Origin of the sequence: Streptomyces sp. P9(2023) (assembly GCF_032436795.1) — a bacterium.
GTDB lineage: Bacteria > Actinomycetota > Actinomycetes > Streptomycetales > Streptomycetaceae > Streptomyces.
This window is the reverse complement of the sequence record NZ_JAUPWM010000036.1, coordinates 1-21,614: the sequence shown is the minus strand read 5'-3', so window position 1 is coordinate 21,614 and position 21,614 is coordinate 1. Positions and strand designations below refer to the sequence as shown.

General features: G+C 73.8%; 13 protein-coding genes and 2 pseudogenes. 7 read left to right on the top strand and 8 right to left on the bottom strand.

What is annotated here, in order from left to right; all coding sequences use genetic code 11:
- Positions 1-125: 125 nt before the first annotated feature.
- A complete protein-coding gene (locus tag Q5762_RS30285; RefSeq protein WP_315895465.1) occupies positions 126-1,817 on the top strand; it encodes a PucR family transcriptional regulator ligand-binding domain-containing protein in 1,692 nt (563 codons plus the stop codon).
- A gap of 95 nt (positions 1,818-1,912) precedes the next feature.
- Here the strand turns inward: Q5762_RS30285 and Q5762_RS30280 are convergent.
- Positions 1,913-2,875, bottom strand: a pseudogene (locus Q5762_RS30280) (ATP-binding cassette domain-containing protein); the annotation flags it as partial.
- On the opposite strand from Q5762_RS30280, the pseudogene Q5762_RS30275 reads away from it, so the two are divergent.
- Positions 2,844-3,487, top strand: a pseudogene (locus tag Q5762_RS30275) (hypothetical protein); the annotation flags it as partial. The pseudogenes Q5762_RS30280 and Q5762_RS30275 sit on opposite strands and share 32 nt — an antisense overlap.
- A 169-nt stretch (positions 3,488-3,656) precedes the next feature.
- Positions 3,657-4,445, top strand: a complete 789-nt coding sequence (locus Q5762_RS30270; RefSeq protein ID WP_315895507.1) for a hypothetical protein — start codon at positions 3,657-3,659, stop codon at positions 4,443-4,445.
- A gap of 94 nt (positions 4,446-4,539) precedes the next feature.
- Here Q5762_RS30270 and Q5762_RS30265 read toward each other — a convergent pair whose 3' ends face one another.
- The gene (locus Q5762_RS30265; RefSeq protein ID WP_315895464.1) at positions 4,540-6,696 is read right to left on the bottom strand and encodes a hypothetical protein; all 2,157 of its coding nucleotides are present in this window, start codon (positions 6,694-6,696) and stop codon (positions 4,540-4,542) included.
- A gap of 96 nt (positions 6,697-6,792) precedes the next feature.
- Positions 6,793-7,746, bottom strand: a complete 954-nt coding sequence (locus tag Q5762_RS30260) for a GntR family transcriptional regulator (protein ID WP_315895463.1) — start codon at positions 7,744-7,746, stop codon at positions 6,793-6,795.
- Between the two features lie 148 nt (positions 7,747-7,894).
- Between Q5762_RS30260 and Q5762_RS30255 the strand changes: the two genes are divergently transcribed.
- The gene (locus Q5762_RS30255) at positions 7,895-8,752 is read left to right on the top strand and encodes a (2Fe-2S)-binding protein (protein ID WP_315895462.1); all 858 of its coding nucleotides are present in this window, start codon (positions 7,895-7,897) and stop codon (positions 8,750-8,752) included.
- A gap of 228 nt (positions 8,753-8,980) precedes the next feature.
- Complete coding sequence (locus tag Q5762_RS30250; RefSeq protein WP_315895461.1) at positions 8,981-10,078, top strand: DUF2637 domain-containing protein; 1,098 nt, start codon at positions 8,981-8,983, stop codon at positions 10,076-10,078.
- Between the two features lie 57 nt (positions 10,079-10,135).
- Here the strand turns inward: Q5762_RS30250 and Q5762_RS30245 are convergent, their stop codons facing one another.
- The 5 genes from Q5762_RS30245 to Q5762_RS30225 all read right to left on the bottom strand — a co-directional run bounded on the left by Q5762_RS30245 (position 10,136) and on the right by Q5762_RS30225 (position 19,746).
- Positions 10,136-10,564, bottom strand: a complete 429-nt coding sequence (locus tag Q5762_RS30245; protein WP_315895460.1) for an ATP-binding protein — start codon at positions 10,562-10,564, stop codon at positions 10,136-10,138.
- Positions 10,565-10,659: 95 nt separating this feature from the next.
- Positions 10,660-12,654, bottom strand: coding sequence for a calcium-binding protein (locus tag Q5762_RS30240; protein ID WP_315895459.1), 1,995 nt, complete (start codon positions 12,652-12,654; stop codon positions 10,660-10,662).
- A 123-nt stretch (positions 12,655-12,777) separates the two neighbouring features.
- Positions 12,778-14,520, bottom strand: a complete 1,743-nt coding sequence (locus Q5762_RS30235) for a pyruvate dehydrogenase (protein ID WP_315895458.1) — start codon at positions 14,518-14,520, stop codon at positions 12,778-12,780.
- Positions 14,521-14,547: 27 nt separating this feature from the next.
- Positions 14,548-15,870 (bottom strand): protein phosphatase 2C domain-containing protein, encoded by a 1,323-nt coding sequence (locus Q5762_RS30230; RefSeq protein WP_315895457.1) that lies wholly within the window; start codon positions 15,868-15,870, stop codon positions 14,548-14,550.
- Between the two features lie 108 nt (positions 15,871-15,978).
- Positions 15,979-19,746 carry a S8 family serine peptidase gene (locus tag Q5762_RS30225; protein WP_315895456.1) on the bottom strand — a complete coding sequence of 1,256 codons (3,768 nt, stop codon included), beginning with the start codon at positions 19,744-19,746 and terminating at the stop codon, positions 15,979-15,981.
- A 233-nt stretch (positions 19,747-19,979) separates the two neighbouring features.
- Here Q5762_RS30225 and Q5762_RS30220 point away from each other — a divergent pair, with 233 nt between their 5' ends.
- Both Q5762_RS30220 and Q5762_RS30215 read left to right on the top strand, forming a co-directional pair.
- Positions 19,980-20,963 (top strand): helix-turn-helix domain-containing protein, encoded by a 984-nt coding sequence (locus Q5762_RS30220; protein ID WP_315895455.1) that lies wholly within the window; start codon positions 19,980-19,982, stop codon positions 20,961-20,963.
- Between the two features lie 88 nt (positions 20,964-21,051).
- Positions 21,052-21,534, top strand: a complete 483-nt coding sequence (locus Q5762_RS30215; RefSeq protein ID WP_315895454.1) for a DUF456 domain-containing protein — start codon at positions 21,052-21,054, stop codon at positions 21,532-21,534.
- The last annotated feature ends 80 nt before the right edge of the window (positions 21,535-21,614 follow it).

Genomic DNA, 21,614 nt, shown 5'->3' with positions numbered 1-21,614 from the left:
CGGGACAGTTTCCGGGACTGTCGGTCGGGCGGCGCCGGCTCCGGGGGACACGGCGGGCGAGCACGCCCGAGAGTGACAGACCAGTGACAGACGAGTGACGGACGAGAAGGAACGGCGGCAACGAGATGCGGCTGCGCGCACTGCTGGAAACCGACGCGCTGGGGCTGCGCCTGCTCGGTGGTGAGGACGAGCTGGACCGCACCGTTCGCGGCGTGATGACGACGGACCTCAAGGACCCCAGCCGGTATCTGTCCGGCGGGGAGCTGGTCCTCACCGGCCTGGCCTGGCTGCGGGAGCCCGCCGACGCGGAACCGTTCGTCCGGATCCTGGCCTCCGCCGGGGTGGCGGCGCTCGCGGCCGGCGAGGCGGAACTGGGGGACATCCCCGACGATCTCGTACAGGCGTGTTCGCGCCATCGGCTGCCGCTGTTCGCAGTCAACGAAACCGTTGCGTTCGCGACGATCACCGAGCACGTTGTTCGACAGGTGTCCGGCGAGCGGGCGGGTGACCTGGCGGCGGTCGTCGATCGCCACAGGAGGCTGATGACGTCCGGTCCGGCAGGTGGCGGGCCCGAGGTAGTCCTGGACCTGCTGGGCTCCGACCTCGACCTCCGGGCCTGGGTCCTCTCCCCCACGGGCCGGCAGATCGCCGGCGCCGGGGAGCCCCTTGACCCGGCTCTCGCCTCGAAGCTGGCCGGCGAGCACCTGGCCGCGACCCGCACCGGGCGGCGCGGCCCGCACCGGCTGAGCGCCGCCGGAGCGACGTACTCCCTCTTCCCGATCCGCAACACCGGGCGCGGCGCGGCCCCGGCGGCGCGGGACGTCCGGGAGACCGTCCTGTCCGACTGGCTGCTGGCCGTCGAGGCGGACGCGGGCGACTGGCCGGCCGCCCGGCTCGACCTGCTGCAGGGCGTCACGCAGCTGATCGCCGTGGAGCGGGACCGGCGGGACGCGGCGCGTACGGTACGGCGCCGGCTCGCGCAGGAGGTCCTGGAACTGGTCCAGACGGGCGCCGCGCCCGCCGAGATCGCCGCCCGCCTGCGGGTCGCCGCCCCGGTGCTGCTGCCGGGCCTGGGGACCGCGCCGCACTGGCAGGTCGTCGTCGCCCGGGTCGAGTGGGACGCGGAGGGCGGGGCGGGCACGGTGGACACCGGCCCGGTCGCGCAGGCGCTCCTGGAGGAGATCCTCGTCGACCCGGCGACGGTGGGCGCCGAGTCCGCCGACCGGATCGCGGTCGCGCACGCCGGCGACGAGGCCATCGCCCTGGTGCCACTGCCGGCGGGCCCGCTGCCGGACAGTGAGGACGAGGGCACGACGACGCTGGGCCTGCACGCGGACGCGCTGCTGGCGGCGGTACGGGACCCCCTGTCGTCCGGTCTCGCCGACGACGGCCGCCTCACGCTCGGCGTCAGCGCGGCCGTCCACTCGGCGGAGGGCCTGCGCGGCGCCCTGGAGGAGGCCCGGCACGCCCGCCGCGTGGCGGCCGCCCGGCCGGGCCGCGTGTGCGCCGCGGGCCACCACGAGCTGGCCTCGCACGTGCTGCTGCTCCCGTTCGTCCCGGACGACGTCCGCCGCGCCTTCACGGCCCGCCTGCTGGACCCGCTCCGCGACTACGACCGCCGCCACCGCGCCGAGCTCATCCCCACCCTGGAGGCCTTCCTCGACTGCGACGGCTCCTGGACCCGCTGCGCGACCCGCCTGCACCTGCATGTGAACACCCTGCGGTACCGGGTGGGCCGGATCGAGCAACTGACGGGCAGGGACCTGTCGCGCCTGGAGGACAAGCTGGACTTCTTCCTGGCGCTGCGGATGTCGTAGGTCGCAGGGAGGGGTGCGGGGGCGGGGCGCGGAGGCCTCCGGCCGGGTGCTGCCCAGGTGGCGGCGGCCCGCCCGGCGCTCCCGTCCCTCTACGGCTAGCGGGTCAGGAGGGCCCTGAAGGGGCCTTCCCGGGCCGTCAGCCGCTCCCAGGTGCCCGATTCCGTGATGCGTCCGCCGTCCAGGACCGCGATCCGGTCCGCGCGGCGGATCGTGGAGGGCCGGTGGGCGATGACGACCGTGGTGCGGGCGGCCGCGCCGGGCGCGGCGGCCATGGCCCGGGCGAGCGCGGCCTCACCCGCGGCGTCCAGGTTGGCGGTGGTCTCGTCGAGGACCAGGATCCGGGGCTCGGCGAGGAGGGCCCGCCCCAGGGCGACGCGGGCCCGCTGGCCCCCCGAGAGGGTGGCGCCGCGCTCGCCGACCGCGAGCCCGGAAACGAGGTGCCCGATCCCACACAGCTCGGCCACTTCACGCACCCGCTCGTCCGACGCCTCGGGGGCCGCGAGCCGCAGGTTGTCGGCGAGGGTGCCGTGAAAGAGCGGCACGTCCTGCCCGACGACGGCGACGGCACGTCGCAGGTCGGCGTCGGTGAGGTGCCGTAGGTCGACGGCGTGGGGCGGGTGGGCGTCGGTGTCGGTGTCGGTGTCGGGACGGGGCACCTCGTCGCCGCCGACGAGTTCCACGACGCCCGCCGCCGGGTCCCAGAACCGGGCGAGGAGGTGGGCCACCGTGGACTTCCCGGCCCCCGAGGCGCCGACGAGGGCGAGGGTCTCCCCCGGGCGGACGGCGAGGTCGAGGCCGGCGAGAACCTCCGTACCGCCGTAGTCGAAGCGGACGCCGCGCAACCGTAGGCCCAGCGGCCCGTCGGGCAGCGCCGCGGGCCGTTCCGGGGCGGGGGCGCCCGATGGGGCCCCGACGGCCGCGCCGACGCGGGCGGCCGCCGCCCGAAGACCACCCGCCTGGCCCAACGCGGCGGCGGAATCCGCGACGGGCGCCAGACAGCCCAGGGCCAGGGCCATCGCGGCCGGGGCCCACGGCCCGCTCAGGGTGTGCGCGGCGGCCGGCTCCGGTGTGCACCGCGCCCGCCGCGAGGGCGGCCGGCTCGTCGCCGAGGAACCGCTCTCCTGGGCGGGCCCCGGCCGCGGCTATTACCTCCGGCTCGACCCCGTCCGGCGCACCCTCTGGTCCTGCGTGCGCGGCGGGCCGGCCGACCCCGGGCGGTGGCCGGAGTGGACCAACGACGCCTGGTTCCACCACCTCCGCACCGGCCGTACCGGACGCGTACCGCTCGGCCAGGGCCTGGTGTTCCGGCTCGCGGTCGCCGCCGGACACATCGCGTACGCCCGGGTCCACCCCGACGGCGACGAACTGGTCCTGCTCGACCCGTCCGCCACCCCCCTCCCCCGGTCACCGCGCGTCTCCCGCTCCCGCCCATGGACGGCGCGCCGCGGCCGGGCGGGACGCCGTGGGACGGCGTGCAGCGGCGGGCGATCGCGACCTCGCCGGGCGGGGCGTACACCGCCGTCACCCGAGGGGGTCATGGCGAGGTTCATCTCTTCGAGGGAACGCGGTTCCTGACGATGTGAAAGGTTCCGACACCCCTGGACGACGGTGGTCATATCGCCCTGGTGGCGCCCGGGGACGGGGCACACGCGGATCGGATCGGTCGCTGAGCGGGCCGGTCCGGGGCGCGGACGCACGCGTCCGCATAGCGGTCAAGGTCCCTTACTTGTGAAATCTTTCACCTGACCCCTTGGCCAGTGCCACGCGTTCGTGCTGAGATGCGGGCTGACCCAATAGCTCAAAGGCGCGCTCGGGGAGGGCAATGTGGCGGACACCGCCATGTCTGGTTCCGGAACAACGGGTGGCGACGATCCGGCCCTTGGCTACGGCGGGGCGACCCCGGTGGAGACGGCCATATGGCGTCTGCGCTCGCGGGGTTGCTGGACGGACGCGGCCGCACTGCTCGCACCCCGCGCGGCGGAACCCGCGGCGGCGCTCGAACGGGCGGCGCTGTTGATCGAGCGGTGTCTGTACACCGAGCAGGGGTGGGCGGACGCGGAGGACGCGCTGCGGGCGGCCGAGGCCGTGGCCCAGACGGACGAGGAGCGGGGGGCGGCCGCGTGCGAACGCGGCTATCTCGCCTACGCGTCGACGCTGCTCGGGGTACGCGACCGGGCGGACGAGGCGACCGCCGCGCTCGGCCGGGCGGCGGCGCTGATCGGCCCGTCGGCGGAGGGGCGTCCGCTGCTCGACTACCGGCGGGGGCTGATCGCGCAGAACATCGGCGACTCCCCGCAGGCCGCCCGTGCCGCCTACCGCCGCGCCCACGCCGGCGCGACCGCCCAGGGCGACAGCCTGCTGCTCTCGTCCACCTGGCGTCACCTCGCCGGACTCGCCCTGCGCGAGGGCGAGTTGGCCGAGGCACGGCACGGCTTCGCCGAGTCCCTCCGGATCCGCGAGGAACTCGGCTACCTGGTCGGTACGGCCCCGGCACTCACCGCCCTCGCGGACGCGGAGACGGAACCGGAAGCGGGCCGTCTACGCGCGGAGGCGGCCCGCCTCTTCCGCCTCCTGGGCGGCGTACCCACGTGGCTGGCGGCCCAACTGACGCCTCGGCCGGCGATCTGACGGAGAGTCGGCCTACGGGGGGTGCGCGCGGCGGGCCGCACCCCCTGAAGTCCGGTCACCTCACCCGGACTTCGGCCCCAGAGGTTAGCGCCCGTCAACCCGACGCCGGGCCTCGGCGGCGGGGCCGCGACCAGCCGGCGACCCGCTCCACGCACAGCAGCGCCTCGTCCATCCCCACCGCCACCGCGCCGTCCGGAGTCACCGCCACCGCGCGGACCGGGGGGCCGGGGCGGAAGGGGAGGCGGGCGGGGGTGTCGAGGTCGTGGAGTTCGACGAGACCGTCCGCCCAGGCGATGGCGAGCAGGGGGCCCTCGGGAGTCTCGGTGGCGTGCAGCGACACGACCGCCACCCGGCGATCGGCGATCGGGGTGGGGTCCGGGTCCTGGCCCGGGATCCAGCGGCGCACCGTGCCGTCGAGGCCGCCGCTGCAGAGGAAGGGCGTGGCCGTGTCGACCGCCGTCACGGCCGTCACGCGGCCGCTGTGCAGCGCGGCCTGGTGAATGCCCGTCAGGCCGAAGGCATGGACGGAGCCGAGCCGGTCGCCCACGACCACGGAGCCGCTGATCGCCGCGAGCGCGGTGCCCGGGTGCCGGGTGAGGGTCGCCGCCACGGCCGAGGTGAGCCGTTCCAGGTACGGGGCCCGGGGCTCGGGGCCCGGCACGGGCAGCAGCCGGCCCCGTTCGTCCAGGAGCAGGAGCGTGCCGTCCGGGGCGGGCGCCAGCGCCTTGATCCGGCCGCCCGAGGGGCTCCGCAACGGCTCGCCCACGATCGACGCGTCGGCCGCGCCGAGCTGTTGCACGGCGTCCGTCGTACCCGCGACCAACAGGCGGTCCCCTGAGCCGCCGAGGGCCGTGACCGAGCCCGGCCAGGGCGGGGTCAGGTCGCCGCGTACCCGGGTCCACCGCACCCGCCAGGGCGCGTCGGCCGCGAGCGCGCGCAGCGCCGGACGGAGCCGGGGGTCGGCCCCGTCCCCGAGGGCGCCGAGCAGGACGACGGCCCGGTCGGCCGGGTCCTGGTCACGGCAGAGGGACTGCCCGGTGCGCAGCCATGCCGACCGCAGTCCGCCGCGGTCGTCGCCGGGGCCGGTCACATACGCGGTGGTGACGCGCAGCGGGTCGGCCGTGCACACCGCGACCGGGTCGGCCAGGTCGACCGCGTGCCGCGCCTCGTACGGCTCCGACCCCCACGCCGAACCCCAGTCCCACCCGGCGTCCGCGGTCGACGCCGCACCGGCACCCGGGCCGGTGGCCGAGCCCGTACCGGAACCGGGGCCGGGACCGCGGCCGGCAGGTCCCGTACCGGAACCGGGGCGACCTGGAACCGGGGCCGCACCCGTGCCGGGGCGTCCCTGCCCCGACCGCGCCCCCTTACCCGCGCCTTCACCCGAACCCGAACCCGATCCGGAACCGGGGCGACCTGGAACCGAGGCCGCACCCGTTCCGGGGCGTCCCTGCCCCGACCGCGCCCCCTTACCCGCGCCTTCACCCGAACCCGAACCCGACCCGGAACCGGGCCCCTTGCCCGACCCCGACCCCGACCCCGATCCCGCGCGCTTGCCCGAACTGGGCCACGGCCCCTTACCCGACCCCGACCCCAGCCCCGTGCCCTTGCCCGGACCGGGCCCGGGCCCAGGCCCCTGGCCCGACCCCCGTCCCTGACCCGAGCCCGCACCCGAGCCCTGACTCGAACCCGCACCCGTACCCGCGCCAGATCCAGGCTCCCCCGGACCCTCCGCCGCGTCGCTCTCCGCGTCCAGGTCCACCACCGTGACGCGGCCCGTGGCCGTCAGGAGGTCGTACGACGGGGTGCCCTTGCAGGTCTCCACGACGAGGCGGACCCGGCCCGAGGCGGCGAGTTCGGCGATCAGATCGGCGATGGCCTCCGGCTCCGCGGCGGCGTGCAGGTCCGGCAGGACCAGGACCGCGTGCCGCGCCTCGGTCGTGGCGACGGCCTGGACGAGCTCGCCGGGCGTCCTGGCCACGACACCGAGCCGGTTCGCGACGGTCCAGGCCGCGCCGAGCGCGCACTGGCCGGCGAGCGGGATCAGCTCGCGCGCCGCGCGCCTGCGGCGTGCGCCCGGGCGCGTGCCATGCGCGGCGAGCCAGCCGAGCAGCGCGGACTTGCCCCGGCGGGGACCGCCGACGACCAGGCAGAGGCGGGGCGCCTCCGGGTCGGTGAGCCAGCCGAGCAGGGCCGCCGCCTCGGCCTCCGTACCGGCGGCCGGGCGGTCTCCACGGACGGATCCGGTCACGGGCGCCTTCCCCATGCCAGGGAGGGAGTCGCGGACGGCATGGGACACCTCACGGACGGCGCTGCGCGGACGGGACGACGGCAACGACCTTAGTCGTCAGTCCGCCGATCCGGTGAAATGCTCTCTGACAAGTGACTGTACGACGGTGACGTCCTGGGCGATCAACGCGTCGAGCAGGGCGGTGTGTTCCGCCGCGTCGGCGACGAGGTCGCCGTGCCGGGTCACCGGGCCGCTCACCAGGGGCCATTGGGACCGGCGGTGCAGGTCGTCGGCGACGGTGAGGAGCTGTTCGTTGCCCGCCAGGGCGAGGACGGCGCGGTGGAACGCGCGGTCGGCCTCGGCGTAGTGGGCGCGGTCGCCGCGGGCCGCCGCCGCCGAGGTGGCCTCGGCGAGCGGCCGGAGCTCGGCCCAGCGGGCGGCCGGGACCGTGCGGGCGAGCCGGAGCATGATCGGGACCTCGATGAGCGCGCGGACCTCGGCGAGCTCGGCCAGCTCGCGCGGGGTGCGCTCGGTGACCCGGAAGCCGCGGTTCGGTACGACCTCCACGGCGCCTTCGACGGCGAGCTGCTGCATCGCCTCCCGTACGGGGGTCGCGGAGACACCGAAGCGCTCGGCGAGGACGGGGGCGGAGTACACCTCGCCGGGGACCAGTTCGCCGCCGACCAGCGCGGTGCGCAGGGCCTGGAGGATCTGCCCGCGCACGGAATGGCGGCGGACGGCGCGCGGGGAGCCCTCGTGCGCGGGCGCGGGTACCGGCTGCCCGCGCACGGAATGGCGGCGGACGGCGCGCGGGGAGCCCTCGTGCGCGGGCGCGGGTACCGGCGCGGGCGCGCGCACGAGCGCGGGCGTCGAGGGAGGAGCGGGAGCCAGTAGGGGCGCCGGCGGCTCGCTGTGGGTGTGTTCCCCCCGTGCCTGCTCCGGGACCCGTACCGGGCCCTCCGCGCCCCCGTACGCCGGGTGCCGCGGGTGCCGCGGGTGCGGCTGCCCGGCCCGCGCCTCGGCCGCCGCCGATGGCTCCGCCGTCCGCTCGCGCGCTCTGCCCTGCTCCACCCGGGTCCTCCTGCGGGGTCGTGCCGGGCCCGGCTCGCGATACCGAGGCCCCCTGTGCACCATAGGCGGACAGGGCCGCAGTTCAAACCTCGGACGCATCGGGTAAGGTAAGGCTAACCTGCCAACGATCGCGATTCGGTGGTCCCGTATGGCCCTCCCCGCCCTGCTCCCCGCCCCCTTCACCTCGCCCGTCGCGGCCTCGTACGCCCGCCTCGGCGAGGTGTTCTCCGGCCTGCGGATAGAGGAGCTGGGCCAGGGCGAGCTGCCGCCGCGCGGGGCCGGCTGGGTCGGAGCGGACGAGCTCGCGACCGGGGGCGCCGCCCTCGACGCCTTCCTCGCCTGGGACAACGCGCAGGTGCTGCGCGACTACGGCCGGCAGGCCCGCCCCGACGTGGTCGCCAGCTTCGGACTGCACCGGTACGCCTGGCCCGCCTGCCTCCTGGTCACGGTCCCCTGGTTCCTGCACCGCAGGGTCCCGCGGCTGCCCGCCCGTAACGTCTCCTTCCAGCGGACCCTGGGGCGGATGGCCGTCCGGATCGACGAGTTCGCCTGCCTGCCCGGCGACCCCGCAGCCGAGCTGCCGGGCGCCCGGGTCGTCCCGGACGAGGCGGCGCTGCGCGCCGAGGTCAGGGACGCGCTCGCCGAGCACTTCGAGTCCGTGCTCGGCGGCTTCGGGCCGCGGATGCGGCGCGGGAAGCGGGCGCTGTGGGGGATGGCGACGGACGAGATCGTCGAGGGGCTCTGGTACATCGCGGCGCTGCTCGGCGAGGAGGAGCGGGGGATGGCGGAGCTGGAGCTGCTGATGCCCGGCACGGCCAAGCCGTTCGCCGGGACGGCGGGCTTCCGCGAGCTGCCGGGCGCCGGGGAGCCGGACGGAACGCCCCGTTCCACCCGGGACCGGGCGACCTGCTGCTTCTTCTACACGCTGCGCCCCGAGGACACGTGCCTGACGTGCCCGCGGACCTGTGACGCCGAGCGGGTCCGCCGCCTCGCCGCCACCGCCTGACGGTCCGCCCGAGGATCCGCCTCGGCGCCCGGCCGATTACGCCACTCGTACGAGTGGCAAGAATCGAACGCAACTCCCTTGTGCCGACCGGCCGTTCGACCGGATCGCACCTATTCGTATGCCGTCCGACCCCAATGGCGTGCTCTTGCCGCGAAACCACGTGGGGGGCCTCCGGGGTCGGCCAGTATGGGCGCCCGAAACGCCCTACTGCGATGCAAGGGACACCGCATGAGACTGACCGACATATCGCTGGACTGGCTGCTTCCGGGTGGCGTCATGGTGGCCGGAGTCCTGACGGCGGTGGCGGTGCTCGCGCGCGGCAAGCGCGCCGGTGGCCAGGCCGCGGCCGACGACACCTGGGAGCGCAGCGAGGAACGCCGCCGGCGCAAAGAGGCGATCTACGGAACCGCCTCCTACGTCCTGCTCTTCTGCTGCGCGGGCGTCGCCGCCGCGCTCTCCTTCCACGGCCTCGTCGGCTTCGGCCGGCAGAACCTGAACCTCACCGGGGGCTGGGAGTACCTCGTCCCCTTCGGCCTCGACGGCGCGGCCATGTTCTGCTCGGTGCTCGCGGTCCGCGAGGCGAGCCACGGTGACGCCGCCCTCGGCTCGCGGCTCCTCGTGTGGACGTTCGCGGGCGCGGCGGCCTGGTTCAACTGGGTGCACGCGCCCCGGGGTCTGAGCAACGCCGGCGCCCCGCAGTTCTTCGCGGGCATGTCCCTCTCGGCGGCGGTCCTCTTCGACCGCGCGCTCAAGCAGACCCGCCGGGCGGCGCTGCGCGAGCAGGGTCTCGTACCGCGTCCGCTGCCGCAGATCCGGATCGTACGGTGGCTGCGGGCGCCCAGGGAGACCTTCGCGGCCTGGTCGCTGATGCTGCTCGAAGGCGTACGGACGCTGGACGAGGCGGTGGACGAGGTACGGGAGGACCGGCGCGAGAAGGAGCAGAACCGGCACCGCAGGCGCGAGCAGGGGAAGCTCGACCGGGCCAGGATCAAGGCGATCAATCGCCAGCACCGGAACTTCGGTCTGGGGCGCGGGGGCGGCGGCCGTCAGGTCGACGTGCCGTCGCTGAACCCCGGCGGCGGCTCGGCGACACCGGCCCTGAACTCCGGCGCGGGCTCCGCGACGACGTCCGTGGGGACCGCCGTCGCGGAGCCCGCCATAGCGGACCCCGGACAGCTGCCGCTTCGACACCGGCCCTCCCTCCAGGCCGTGAAAGGTGCTGAGCCACGGACGGTGGACCTCACCGCCGAGGACGACACCCAGACGCTGCCCCGCCTCGACTCGCTGGAGCGCAAACTGAAGGACCTGGAGCAGCAGTTCGGCTGAGCGAGTGTCTGGCCGGCCCGAACGATCGGCGGGGCCGCGTGGGAGCCCGGTAGGTGCTCACGCGGCCCCGCCGTTCAGTTCGAACCACACCACCTTGCCCACGCCGTGGTCCTCGACTCCCCAGGAGTCCGCCAGTTCCTGGACCAGGACGAGTCCCCGGCCGTGCGTACCGTCGTCGGCGCGCGGTACGTGCGGCTCGGGCGGACCGGAGATGCCGGAGACGAAGTCGCGTACTTCGACCCGGAGGCTGTCGGGGACCACGGTCGCGGTGACCACCGCGCCGTGGTCGGTATGGATCAGTGCGTTGGTGACGAGTTCGCTGGTGAGCAGCTCCGCGATGTCGGAGGCGCCCGGTCCACCCCAGGTCCGCAGCATCCTGCGCAACGCGTGCCGCACCTCCGGCACCGCGGTGAGATCCGCGCATCCCACCTTTCTCAGCATCTGAGTCGGCTGTCTTGCCTCCCCGGCCATAACCCCCACCCACATGTCGGTACACATCTCCTCGAACAGGCTCACGGGGATGCATGCCCCACTGTTCGTCGCGCATTCATGGCGGAGTGTCACCGGCCGGACGGAACGTCCTACGGGCAGCTGTTGCGCAAGTCCCCCGCGTCGGTCGAGCAGGTGTCGAAGCCGATGCCGCCGTAGGCCGCGTCGTTGCCGCCGACGCCGTCCCGCGTGTCGAGGTTGTCGTTGCCCCCGTCGCCGTTGAGGCGGTCGTTGCCGGTCTGGCCGATCAGCCGGTCGGTGCCCGCACCGCCGCTGACCCAGTCGTTGCCGGGGCCGGCGTGGACCGTGTCGTTGCCGTTCGCGCCGTAGATCGTGTCGTTGCCGCTGAGGGCACAGATCACGTCGTTGCCGAAGGTGCCGTTGAGCGTCTCGGTGTTGCTGGTGCCGATGATCGTGCAGCCGCGGGCGTTGTTCACGGTGGTCGCGGCGTTGGCGTTGTTGTTGGCCGGTACGGGGTCGTCCTCCACGGCCGCTGTCGCCACCCAGTCGGTGAGGGTCCCGGTGGCGCGCGGTTCCGCGACCACGGTGACCGTGGCGGAGGCACCCGGGGCGATCGTGCCGAAGCGGCAGGTCATCGTGGTCGGATTCACGGTGCAGGGGCCGCCCTGGCTGGGCATGGCCGACAGGAGGGTGCCGGAGCCGCCGGTGAGGGTGTCGGAGATGGAGACCGCGGTGGCGTCCGTGGTGGTGCTCCCGTTGGACACCCGGATCGTGTACGTGGCCTGGTCACCGATGCTGACGGTGGCGGGGCCGGTCTTGGTGACCGACACGTCCACGGTGGGCGGCGGGGGCGTGCCGCTGATCGAGTAGCGGGCCACCCCGTGGTTGTCGCTGGCGTTGCCGGAAACGACGATCCTGCCGTCGGTCTGCAGGGCCACCGCCCGGCCCTCGTCCCAGTTGCCCTCGAAGTCGGTGGTCACCCGGCCGTCGCCGCCGAAGTCGGTGTCCAGGGAGCCGTCCGTGGCGAAGCGGGCGAGTGCGAAGTTGCCGGTGGCGTCGCCGACGACGACGATCTTGTCGTCGTCCTGCAGCGCCATGTCGTTCCCCGCCGCGCCGTTCGTGGCGAAGTTGGTGGTCACCGTGCCGTCCCCGCCGAAGGTCGGGTCCAGGTCGCCGTTCTCGTCGTAACGGGCCACCGCGAACTCGGAGTTGATGCCCGTCCCGTGGGATCCGGCGGCGACGATCTTGCCATCGGTCGTGAGGTCCACGCCCCGGACCGAGACGCCGAACGGGGTGGCCACCTGGCCGTTGTCGCCGAAGGTCACGTCCCGCCCGCCGTACTCCATGTAGAGGCGCACAAGGCCGAAGCCGACGGGGCTGGAGCCGGCCGCGATGATCGTTCCGCCGCCGGACACGGCCATGGCGCGGATCGCCGAGCCACCGCCCTCGAAGGGGAAGACGGCCTTGCCCGAGTTGTCCTCGCCGAAGATGTCCAGGCTGCCGGCGGGGGTGAGGCGGGTCACCATGGCGTCGCCGCCGTAGGACCCGCCGATGAGGATGTTGTCGTCCAGGCCCATCATCACCGCGTAGCCGACGGTGGGGACGGTCTCCCCGAAGGAGGTGACGACCTTGCCGTCGCCGTCGAAGGTGGTGTCCAGGGAGCCGTCCGCGTTGTAGCGGGCCGCCGCGAGCTGGGGCGGGCTGCCGTCGGCGGTGTCGCTGCTGCCTACCGCGACGATCTTGCCGGGGCTCGCCAGGGTCAGGGCGTGGGCCTCGTCGTTGGTGAAGTTGCCGAAGTCGGTGACGACGACGCCGTCGCCGCCGCCGAAGGTGGTGTCGAGGCTGCCGTCGGCGTTGTAGCGCACCAGGACGAAGTCGTTCGGCCCGTCGAAGTTGAAGCCGCTGCCGAGCGTGACGATCTTGCCGTCCGGCTGGACCAGCACGTCCCGGTTGTCCTCGACGGCGGACGTGTCGGTGATGACCTTGCCGTCGCCGCTGAAGGTGGGGTCGAGATCGCCGGGGGCGGCGGTCGCCGCCCCGGGCAGGGTGATGACGAGCGCGAGGGCGGCGGCGCCGGCCGCGGCGGCGATGCGCCCGGCCCGGCGCGATGGGGGATGCAGGGGCATGAGCGAGGACTCCGTCTGTCGGTACCTGGGGCCGACAGCCTTCCGCCGCGCCGGCCTCTCGCGGCCCGGCATGGCCGTGCTGAGCCCACTTGACCTGCGGGTTCCACCCCCAGGAGTGAGCCCTCAGGGCCGGGGCACGTTCCGGAGGTTGGAGCGGGCCATCTGGACCATGCGGCCGACCCCGCCGTCCAGGACGACCTTGCTCGCGGAGAGCGCGAAGCCGGAGACCATCTCGCGGCTGATCTTCGGGGGGATGGACAGGGCGTTGGGGTCGGTGACGATGTCGACCAGGGCCGGGCCCTTGTGCTTGAAGGCGTCCTTCAGGGCGCCCGCGAGGTGTTTGGGCTTCTCCACGCGGACGCCGTAGGCGCCGGCCGCACGGGCGACGGCGGCGAAGTCGGGGTTGCGGTTGGTCGTGCCGTACGAGGGCAGACCGGACACCAGCATCTCCAACTCGACCATCCCCAGGGAGGAGTTGTTGAAGAGAACGATCTTCACCGGCAGGTCGTACTGGACGAGGGTGAGGAAGTCGCCCATCAGCATGGAGAATCCGCCGTCGCCGGACATCGAGATCACCTGGCGCCCGCGGTCCGTGAACTGCGCGCCGATGGCCTGCGGCAGCGCGTTCGCCATCGAGCCGTGCGAGAAGGAGCCGATGATGCGGCGGCGGCCGTTGGGCGAGATGTAGCGCGCGGCCCAGACGTTGCACATGCCGGTGTCGACGGTGAACACGGCGTCGTCGTCCGCGAGTTCGTCCAGCACCGAGGCCACGTACTCGGGGTGGATCGGTACGTGCTTGTCGACCTTGCGGGTGTACGCCTTGACGACCCCTTCGAGCGCGTCGGCGTGCTTCTTCAGCATCTTGTCGAGGAACCGGCGGTCCGTCTTCGCCCGCACGCGCGGCGTGAGGCAGCGCAGCGTCTCCCGTACGTCACCCCAGACCGCGAGGTCGAGCTTGGAGCGGCGCCCCAGGTGCTCCGGCCGGACGTCCACCTGGACGATCTTGACGTCGTCCGGCAGGAAGGCGTTGTACGGGAAGTCCGTGCCGAGCAGGATCAGCAGGTCGCACTCGTGGGTGGCCTCGTAGGCCGCCCCGTAGCCGAGCAGTCCGCTCATCCCGACGTCGAACGGGTTGTCGTACTGGATCCACTCCTTGCCGCGCAGCGCGTGGCCGACGGGCGACTTCACCCGCTCGGCGAACTGCATCACCTCCGCGTGCGCGCCGGCGGTACCGCTGCCGCAGAACAGCGTCACCCGTTCGGCCTCGTCGATCATCCGTACCAGCTCGTCGATCTCGGCGTCGCCCGGCCGGACGGTGGGCCGGGAGGTGACGAGGGCGGTCTGCCACGCCCTGTCGGGGGCGGGCGCGGAGGCGATGTCGCCGGGGAGCGACACGACGCTGACGCCGCTCTGCCCGACGGCGTGCTGAATGGCCGTCTGGAGCAGCCGCGGCATCTGTTGGGGGTTGGAGATCAGCTCGCTGTAATGGCTGCACTCGGTGAAGAGCCGGTCCGGGTGGGTCTCCTGGAAGTAGCCGAGCCCGATCTCGCTGGAGGGGATGTGCGAGGCGAGCGCCAGGACCGGGGCCATCGAGCGGTGTGCGTCGTACAGGCCGTTGATCAGGTGCAGATTGCCGGGGCCGCAGGAGCCCGCGCACGCCGTGAGCCGGCCGGTGATCTGCGCCTCCGCCCCGGCGGCGAAGGCGGCGGCCTCCTCGTGCCGGACCTGGATCCAGTCGATGTCGCGGGTACGCCGGATGGCGTCCACGACGGGGTTCAGGCTGTCGCCCACGACTCCGTACAGACGCCGGACGCCCGCCCGGACGAGGATGTCGACGAACTGCTCTGCCACGTTCTGTCTGGCCATGGGTCCATCAACACATGGGGCGGACCGTTACGCCTCCCAGACGGCCACCCCTGTACGGTCGTCGGCGTACCCCTTCACCCGCAGCTGGGTGTCGGCGAGGAAGGCGGCAAGACCGGGCGCCTCGGCGGACGCCCAGCGCTCCGCGAGCTCCTTGGCGAGGGCCGGCTCGCCGCGCATCGGCTCGGCGAGACCGTTCGACGCGAGCAGGAGGGTGTCGCCCGGGCGGGCTACGGAGGCGCGGAAGCGGAACGGTTCGGCGGGCGGTGGGGGATGCTCCCCGAAGAACGGGGCGCCGGGCGGTCCGGTGACGCTGAGTCTCATCGTCCGGCGGTCGCCGTCCGCCGTCTCCGACGGGGGCGAGCCGAAGCCGACGACCGGGGCGCCGGTGAGCGCGGACGGCTCCGGGAGCAGCGGCTCGATGTCCTGCCAGGCGCCGTCGCGGAGCCGGAAGAGACCGCCGGGGCCGACCCCGAAGAAGACCCGGGTGCGGCAGTCGGGATCGGCGGAGAGCAGCAGACAGCGCAGGCCGGCGGTGTACTCCTCGGGCTCCACGCCCAGTTCGGCGGCGCGGGCGCGCAGCTTGCCGTACGTACGGTCGGTGAGGCGGTGCAGCCCCGACTTCAGGTCGCCTCGGCGGCCGGAGCGGATGTCCTCGGAGAGCCGGGCGTGGCTGCGGCCGACGGCCTCGCCGATCCAGCGGCACGCGTCGGAGGCGGCGAGGTGGGCGCCCTCGGCGGCGCGGGCGCCGCTCGCCACGGCGACGAGGACGAGGGCGGCCTCCTCGTGCCCGAACCGGGCGGTGAGCAGGGCGTCCCTGCGGGGTTCGCCGCGGTAGCGGGCGGAGTCGCCGCGCTGCGAGGCGGCCCGCAGGGTGTACGAGCCGTAGCGGGCGCCGTCGAGGACGGTGTCGGCGACCAGCTCGCCGAGCTCCCCGGGCCGGGCCACCGGCAGCGCGGTCGGCTCGGGCTCGTAGGTGGGCGGCCGGTTGCCGATGTGCGCGGTACGGGGCCGGGGCAGCGGCGGGGGCGGCGGTGCTTCTGGCACGAGCGGCCCGTCCGACCCGGGCAGGTCGACCACGAGTGTGGCGTCGGCGTCGGCGTCGGCGTCGGAATCAGGGTCGTCGAGGGGCTCCCAGGGAGCCCGGGGCGGTCGGGAGGGTCGCGCCGCCGTCGGGGGCGCCGTGGCTCCCGCCGCTCCCGCCGCTCCCGGCGTCGGGAGCGGCGTCTCGCCCGTCGCGCGGGACGCGGAGTCGAAGCGGTCGTCGAGCGTGTCGCCCGTGGTCGTCGGTACCGTGTCCGGCGCCGACGCGTCGTAGAGCTTGTCCCACCAGTTGTCCCCCTGCTGAGTCATGCCCTTATTGTCCACCGCACAGGCCGTCAGAAAACGGGACACGGCGAAAAAGAGGTCCGCCGGGCGACCCCACCCCCCACGGGAAGGACGCCCGGCGGACCGGCGTGATCAGCGCACGTCGTAAGCGCGGACCACGGTCTGGGTGACGGAGTTGCCGTTGGCGTCCGTCAGTTCGGTCTTCAGCGTGACCTGCTTGCCGGCCGCGCCCGTGTGGTTCACGGTCGCGGTCCAGTCGCCGCCGTGCGCTGCGACCTGCGCCTCCGTCCAGGTCGTGCCTCCGTCGTAGGAGTACGAGAGCCTGGCCGAGGTGAGGGCGGCGGGCGTGTAGCCCGCGTGACCCGTCGCGGTGAGGCCGATCTGCAGGCCGTCGGTCGCGGCGAGGGTCTTCAGTCCGTCCTCCGGCAGGTTGTACCGGGGGAAGAGAAGCGGGATGCCTTGAGAGTAGACGCTCTCGTCGAGCTCGGAGGTGAATTTCCAAACCGAGTTGACAGATGTGGAGCGGTTCCACACCTTGCTGCCGATCTTCATGGTGTGCTGTTCGAGCGTGTACGTACCGCGCTCGGACGGGACTTCGAAGACCCCGAACGGCCATCCGGTCTCTCCGAGCACCTCACCGTCCCTGCTCAACCGGAGGTTGCCGATGTCCCCGAAGGATCCGGGCTGGGAGTAGTGGGTGTTGTCGCCCCACATGGAGTTGGCGAAGCCGATGAGGTCGCCCTGACGTTCGGAGACGAGGACCGGCTTGCCGGTCGCGTCCAGCGGGGCGGTCGGGGCGACGACGCCGTCGTACCAGCGCTCGGTGCGCTTCTCCCCCGCCTTGTAGGCGTGCTTGGCCCCGATCATGAACTCGCCGAACGGGAAGCTGGAGGACAGCACCTGGTCCCATTTCGTGTCCCCGGCCGTGTAGTACTCCGTCCGGGTGCCCGGCGCCGGGACCGGCTCGATCGCTCCGAAGTAGACGGACGTGCCGTCCGGCCGGTAGGCGGCGGCGTTGTCGATGAAGTCGGTGGCGACACCCATGGAGCCGTAGCTGGACTCCGTACGGCCCAGCTGTGCGTCGCGGACCCGGTAGGACCTGTCGCCCCGGATCTGGCCCGACTCCGGGAAGGCGAGGTTGTAGAGGTACGGGCTCTTCGCGGTGGCCTTCCAGGAGAGGGTGACCTCGCCGGCGGAGAGCTTGCTGAGGAGCGCCGCCGCCTCGGCCGAGGGGACGGCGAGGACCGGGTGCCCGGCTCCCGCGAACCCGGCCGACGGGTACCAGCGTGCGGTCGACGTGCGGTACGCGAGAACCGCGACGGCTCCCGCGGCCTTGGCGTCCCGGGCGACGGCCGACACGTTGGTGGCGGTGTCCGGGATGCGGACCAGGGCGATCTTGTCCTTGACGCCGGCGGCCGTCAGCTCGGCGGGGGTGCCGGTGCCCGCGTCGGCGAGCCGGGCGGAGCCGGTGCCGTCGAGGTTGTCGGAGCCGAGGGAGCCGGTGACCGGGTGCAGGACCGTGCCGTCGGCCGTCTTCAGCGATTCGACCTGTGGGGCGGCGGTGCGCCAGTAGCTGCCGAACTCGAAGTCGCCGTCGTCGACGGGGCCTTCGACCGACGCGTAGTAGCCGCGGATCTGGCGGGTGCCTGCCGCCGTGCCGGCGTGCAGCCAGGTGTCGTCCCAGGAGCGGGAGAACGCCAGGGTGGTGCCGCGCTGCTCACCGGCCTTGTCGGTCCGCACCGACAGTTTGTGGGCCTTGCGCGCGTCGAGGACGACGGTGGTGTCCTTCTTCACCTCCAGCTGCGGGCGGGCGAGGTAGCTGAGCGAGTCGTTCAGCTTGGCGCCCTCGTCCGCGTCGGGTGTGCCGACGAAGGAGGAGAGGAAGTAGCTGCCGGGCCGGACCTGGAAGACCTGGTCGGTGGCGCCCTCGTTGAAGCGGCGCTCGCCGCTCGCGGTGTCGGTGCCGATGAGGTCCATGGACGACGGACCGGCGGCGGGGTTGCCCTGACGGTCGATCAGCTTGACGCGCAGGGTGACCGTTTCGGGCTGGACGTAGAGGGAGAACGGCGTCGAGACGTGGAGGCCGCCGGGGCCGGTGGCCAGGACCCGGCCGGTGACGTCGCCGTACTGGGCGCGCTCCAGGTGGGCGGCCGGGTCCAGCTCCAGCGGGACCTCGACGGTCGCGCCGGCCGGGACGGTGACGGTGCGCTTGCCGAGCCGGGCGACGGAGGACCGGACGCGGGAGCCGTCGTTGCCGGTGACCTTCTCGACGTCGAGGGTCAGGGTGACGGGCTTGTCGGAGGTGTTGGTGTACGGGACGGCCACCGAGGTGCGGTCGCTGCTGTCCTGGGGCCAGTTGAAGGTGCCGCCCTGGACGGCGTCGGCGCCGAGGACCGTCTGGTCGATGGCGGCCTTGACGTCGAGCCGGCCGCCGCCGACCTCGCGTACGTCGCCGGGCACGGCGCTCTCGGCGGAGGAGACCAGCGCGGCCTTGATCTGCTGGGCCGTCCAGTCGGGGTGGCGCTGCTTGACGATGGCGGCGGCGCCCGCGACGTGCGGGGTGGCCATCGACGTACCGGACATCGACTGGTACGCGTACACGCCCCGCCCGCCGACGGCGGCGGCGGAGATGTCGACGCCGGGGGCCGCTATCTCCGGCTTGAGGGTGTGGTTGACGATCGTCGGGCCGCGGCTGGAGAAGGACGCGGTGGAGTCGTCGCGGTCGGTGGCGCCGACGGTCAGCACGTCGGCGGCGCAGCCGGGCGAGGAGACGGTGTTGAGCGTCGGTCCGGAGTTGCCGGCCGCGATGACGAACAACGTGCCCTTGTTCTGGGCGAGTTCCTGCGCGGCGACGCTCATCGGGTCGGTGCAGTCGGTGGGTACGGAGCTGCCGAGGCTCATGGAGACGACGTCGGCGCCCTGGCCGACGGCCCATTCCATGCCCGCGATGATCCAGGAGGCGGCGCCGGAGCCGGAGTCGTTGAGCACCTTGCCGTTGAGGAGTTCGGCGCCGGGCGCGACGCCCTTCTTCTTGCCGTCGCTCGCCGCGCCGGAGCCGCCGACGGTGGAGATCGTGTGGGTGCCGTGGCCCCCGCGGTCCTCGGCGGTGTCGGAGTCGGTGAAGTTCTCCGAGGCGGTGATCCGGCCCTTGAGGTCCGGGTGCCGGGTGTCGGCGCCGGTGTCGAGGACGGCGACCTTGGTGCCCGTACCGTCGAAGCCCGCGGCCCAGGCCTCGGGGGCGTGCACCTGCTTGGTCGAGCGCTCCAGGGTGGCCTCGACCTTGCGGTCGAGCCAGAGCTTCCTGAGCCCGGAGGCGGACCGCGAAGCCGGGCTGTTCACGTCCGCCCAGAAGACGGCCGCCTGCTTCTTGTCGGCCTTGAGGGCGACTCCGTCGACTGCCTTGAGGACCTGGCCGCGCCGGGCCCCGCGTGGGGCGGCGGGGACGGTACGCGCGAGGTCGGAGCCGTAGACGGCGATGAGGGGCAGGGTCTTTGTACCGGCGTCGTCGTAGCCCTGCCGGATCAGTCCGGTGACGTTGAAGAGTTCCTCGTCGACGCGGCCCGCGCCGAGGGAGGCGGTGGCGTCCTCGGGGTAGACGTACAGGTCCTGGCCGGAGCGGCGGGTCTGGACGAAGGGCACCGTCCCGTCCTCGCGGGGCAGCGCGGCGGCGGCCGGGTTGCCGGCCGCGTCGCGGCTGACCAGGACCCGGTCGCCGGTGACCAGCGTGACGGTGGCGGTCCGTTCCCCGGTGCGGGCGGCCTGTGCGGCCTCGCTGCCGACGAGCGGTCGATTGCCGGCCGGATCGTCCTGTGGCTCGGCGGCCACGGACGGCACGACCGCGGTGACGGCCAGGACGGCGGCGGTCGCCGCCCCCAGGGCCGTACGCGAAATCGGGCGCATCGCTCTCCCCATCTGATTCCGGGCATGGCGGCGTGAAAGGGGCCATGCCCGGAGGCTGTTGGTGCTGCGGTGGCGCCACATTGGCAGAGGTGAGGGTGGTGCAGGGATGATGGGCGCGGCGGGAATGCGCCGTGGCCGATTCCCGCCAGAGCGCCAACGGAACGAATGCGTCCGGTGAACGTCCGGGGAATGTCCGGGACGTCCCAGGACGTCCGGTGAGGGGTGGGGCAGCGATGCTGGGAGCGATAGGGCTCGACGAACGGCAGGAGTCGGCGTACCGCGCGCTGGTCGCCCTGGGCGCGGCCGAGGTGACCGATCTGGCGCACCGGCTCGCGCTGCCCGAGTCGGACACCGAGCGGGCGCTGCGACGGCTCGAGTCGCAGGGGCTCGCCGCGCAGTCCTCGGCGCGGATCGGGCGGTGGGTGGCGGCGCCGCCGGGGGTGGCCCTGGGCGCGCTGCTGACCCAGCAGCGGCACGAGCTGGAGCGGGCGGAGCTGGCGGCGGCGCTGCTCGCGGAGGAGTACCGGGCGGAGGCGGCGGAGCCGGCCGTGCACGACCTGGTGGAGGTGGTGACGGGCGCGAGCGCGGTCACGCACCGCTTCCTCCAGCTCCAGCTGGGCGCGACGGAGGAGGTCTGCGCCCTGGTGACGGGGAAGCCGATCGCGGTGACCGGTACGGAGAACGACGCGGAGGAGATGGCGGCCGGGCGGGGCGTGCGCTACCGGGTGGTCGTCGAGCGGGAGGTCCTGACGCTGCCGTCGGGGATCGTGGAGCTGTCGGCGGCGCTCGGCCGGGACGAGGAGATCCGTGTCGTGGACCGGGTGCCGACGAAGCTGGTGATCGCGGACCGGGCCCTGGCGATGGTCCCGCTGACCGGCCGGGGAGCGGAACCGGCGGCGCTCGTGGTGCACGCGAGCGGGCTCCTGGAGTCCCTGCGGGGCCTCTTCGACGCGGTCTGGCGCGAGGCGCTGCCGCTGCGGCTCGGCGCGGGCGCGCAGATCACGGAGACGGCGGCGCCGGGACCCGACGCGACGGACCTGGAGGTCCTGTCGCTGCTCCTGGCCGGTATGACGGACGCGAGCGTGGCGAAACAGCTGGACCTGGGCCTGCGCACGGTGCAGCGCCGGGTGAAGGGCCTGATGGAGCTGTCCGGCGTGACGACCCGGCTCCAGCTGGGCTGGCACGCGTACGAGAAGGGGTGGGTGGCGCGCGGGTAGGGGGGCGCGGGCCGGGCGGGGAGCCCTGGAGGTACCCGTACGTACGCTGCGACCTGCGGGGAGATCATGGGTCCTGCACGCTGGGCAGATGGGTGTGTGGCAGCTGTTGCTCGTCGCGATGGTGATGCTGCTCGGCCTGTTCGGGGTACTGGCTCCCGGCGTGCCGGGGCCGTGGCTGGTGTGGGCGGCCACGGCCTGGTGGTCGCTGCACGAGCAGAGCGGGCTGGCCTGGCTCCTGCTGGTCGCCGCCACGGCGCTGCTCCTGCTCACCCAGGTGGTCGTATGGCTGCTGCCGCAGCGCCGGATCCGGGGCGTCGGCATCACGCGGCGGATGGTGACGTACGCGGGGCTCGGCGCGTTCCTCGGCTTCTTCCTGGTCCCCGTGCTGGGCGCGATCCCCGGTTTCATCGGCGGGATCTACCTCTCCGAGCGGTTCCGCCTCGGCGGCCACGGCCAGGCCAGGGCGTCCACGCGCACCGTGATGCGGGCGGCGGGGACGAGCATCCTGGTCGAGCTGTTCTCGTGCCTGCTGATCGTGGGCGCGTGGGTGGGGGCGGTGATCTGGGGCTGAGGACCTAGTGTCCTGAGTCTTAAGTTCCCATAGAGTTGGACGTATGACGCGTCCGGGACCGAAGCTTGCGCCGCTGGATC

Bases quoted from the DNA above. Each gene is read 5' to 3' on its own strand.
- Q5762_RS30255 (WP_315895462.1), top strand. From the start codon at position 7,895: ATGGCCCTCCCCGCCCTGCTCCCCGCCCCCTTCACCTCGCCCGTCGCG.
- Q5762_RS30235 (WP_315895458.1), bottom strand. From the start codon at position 14,520: ATGGCCAGACAGAACGTGGCAGAGCAGTTCGTCGACATCCTCGTCCGG.
- Q5762_RS30230 (WP_315895457.1), bottom strand. From the start codon at position 15,870: ATGACTCAGCAGGGGGACAACTGGTGGGACAAGCTCTACGACGCGTCG.
- Q5762_RS30250 (WP_315895461.1), top strand. From the start codon at position 8,981: ATGAGACTGACCGACATATCGCTGGACTGGCTGCTTCCGGGTGGCGTC.
- Q5762_RS30240 (WP_315895459.1), bottom strand. From the start codon at position 12,654: ATGCCCCTGCATCCCCCATCGCGCCGGGCCGGGCGCATCGCCGCCGCG.
- Q5762_RS30285 (WP_315895465.1), top strand. From the start codon at position 126: ATGCGGCTGCGCGCACTGCTGGAAACCGACGCGCTGGGGCTGCGCCTG.
- Q5762_RS30270 (WP_315895507.1), top strand. From the start codon at position 3,657: ATGTCTGGTTCCGGAACAACGGGTGGCGACGATCCGGCCCTTGGCTAC.
- Q5762_RS30220 (WP_315895455.1), top strand. From the start codon at position 19,980: ATGCTGGGAGCGATAGGGCTCGACGAACGGCAGGAGTCGGCGTACCGC.
- Q5762_RS30215 (WP_315895454.1), top strand. From the start codon at position 21,052: ATGGGTGTGTGGCAGCTGTTGCTCGTCGCGATGGTGATGCTGCTCGGC.
- Q5762_RS30225 (WP_315895456.1), bottom strand. From the start codon at position 19,746: ATGCGCCCGATTTCGCGTACGGCCCTGGGGGCGGCGACCGCCGCCGTC.
- Q5762_RS30245 (WP_315895460.1), bottom strand. From the start codon at position 10,564: ATGTGGGTGGGGGTTATGGCCGGGGAGGCAAGACAGCCGACTCAGATG.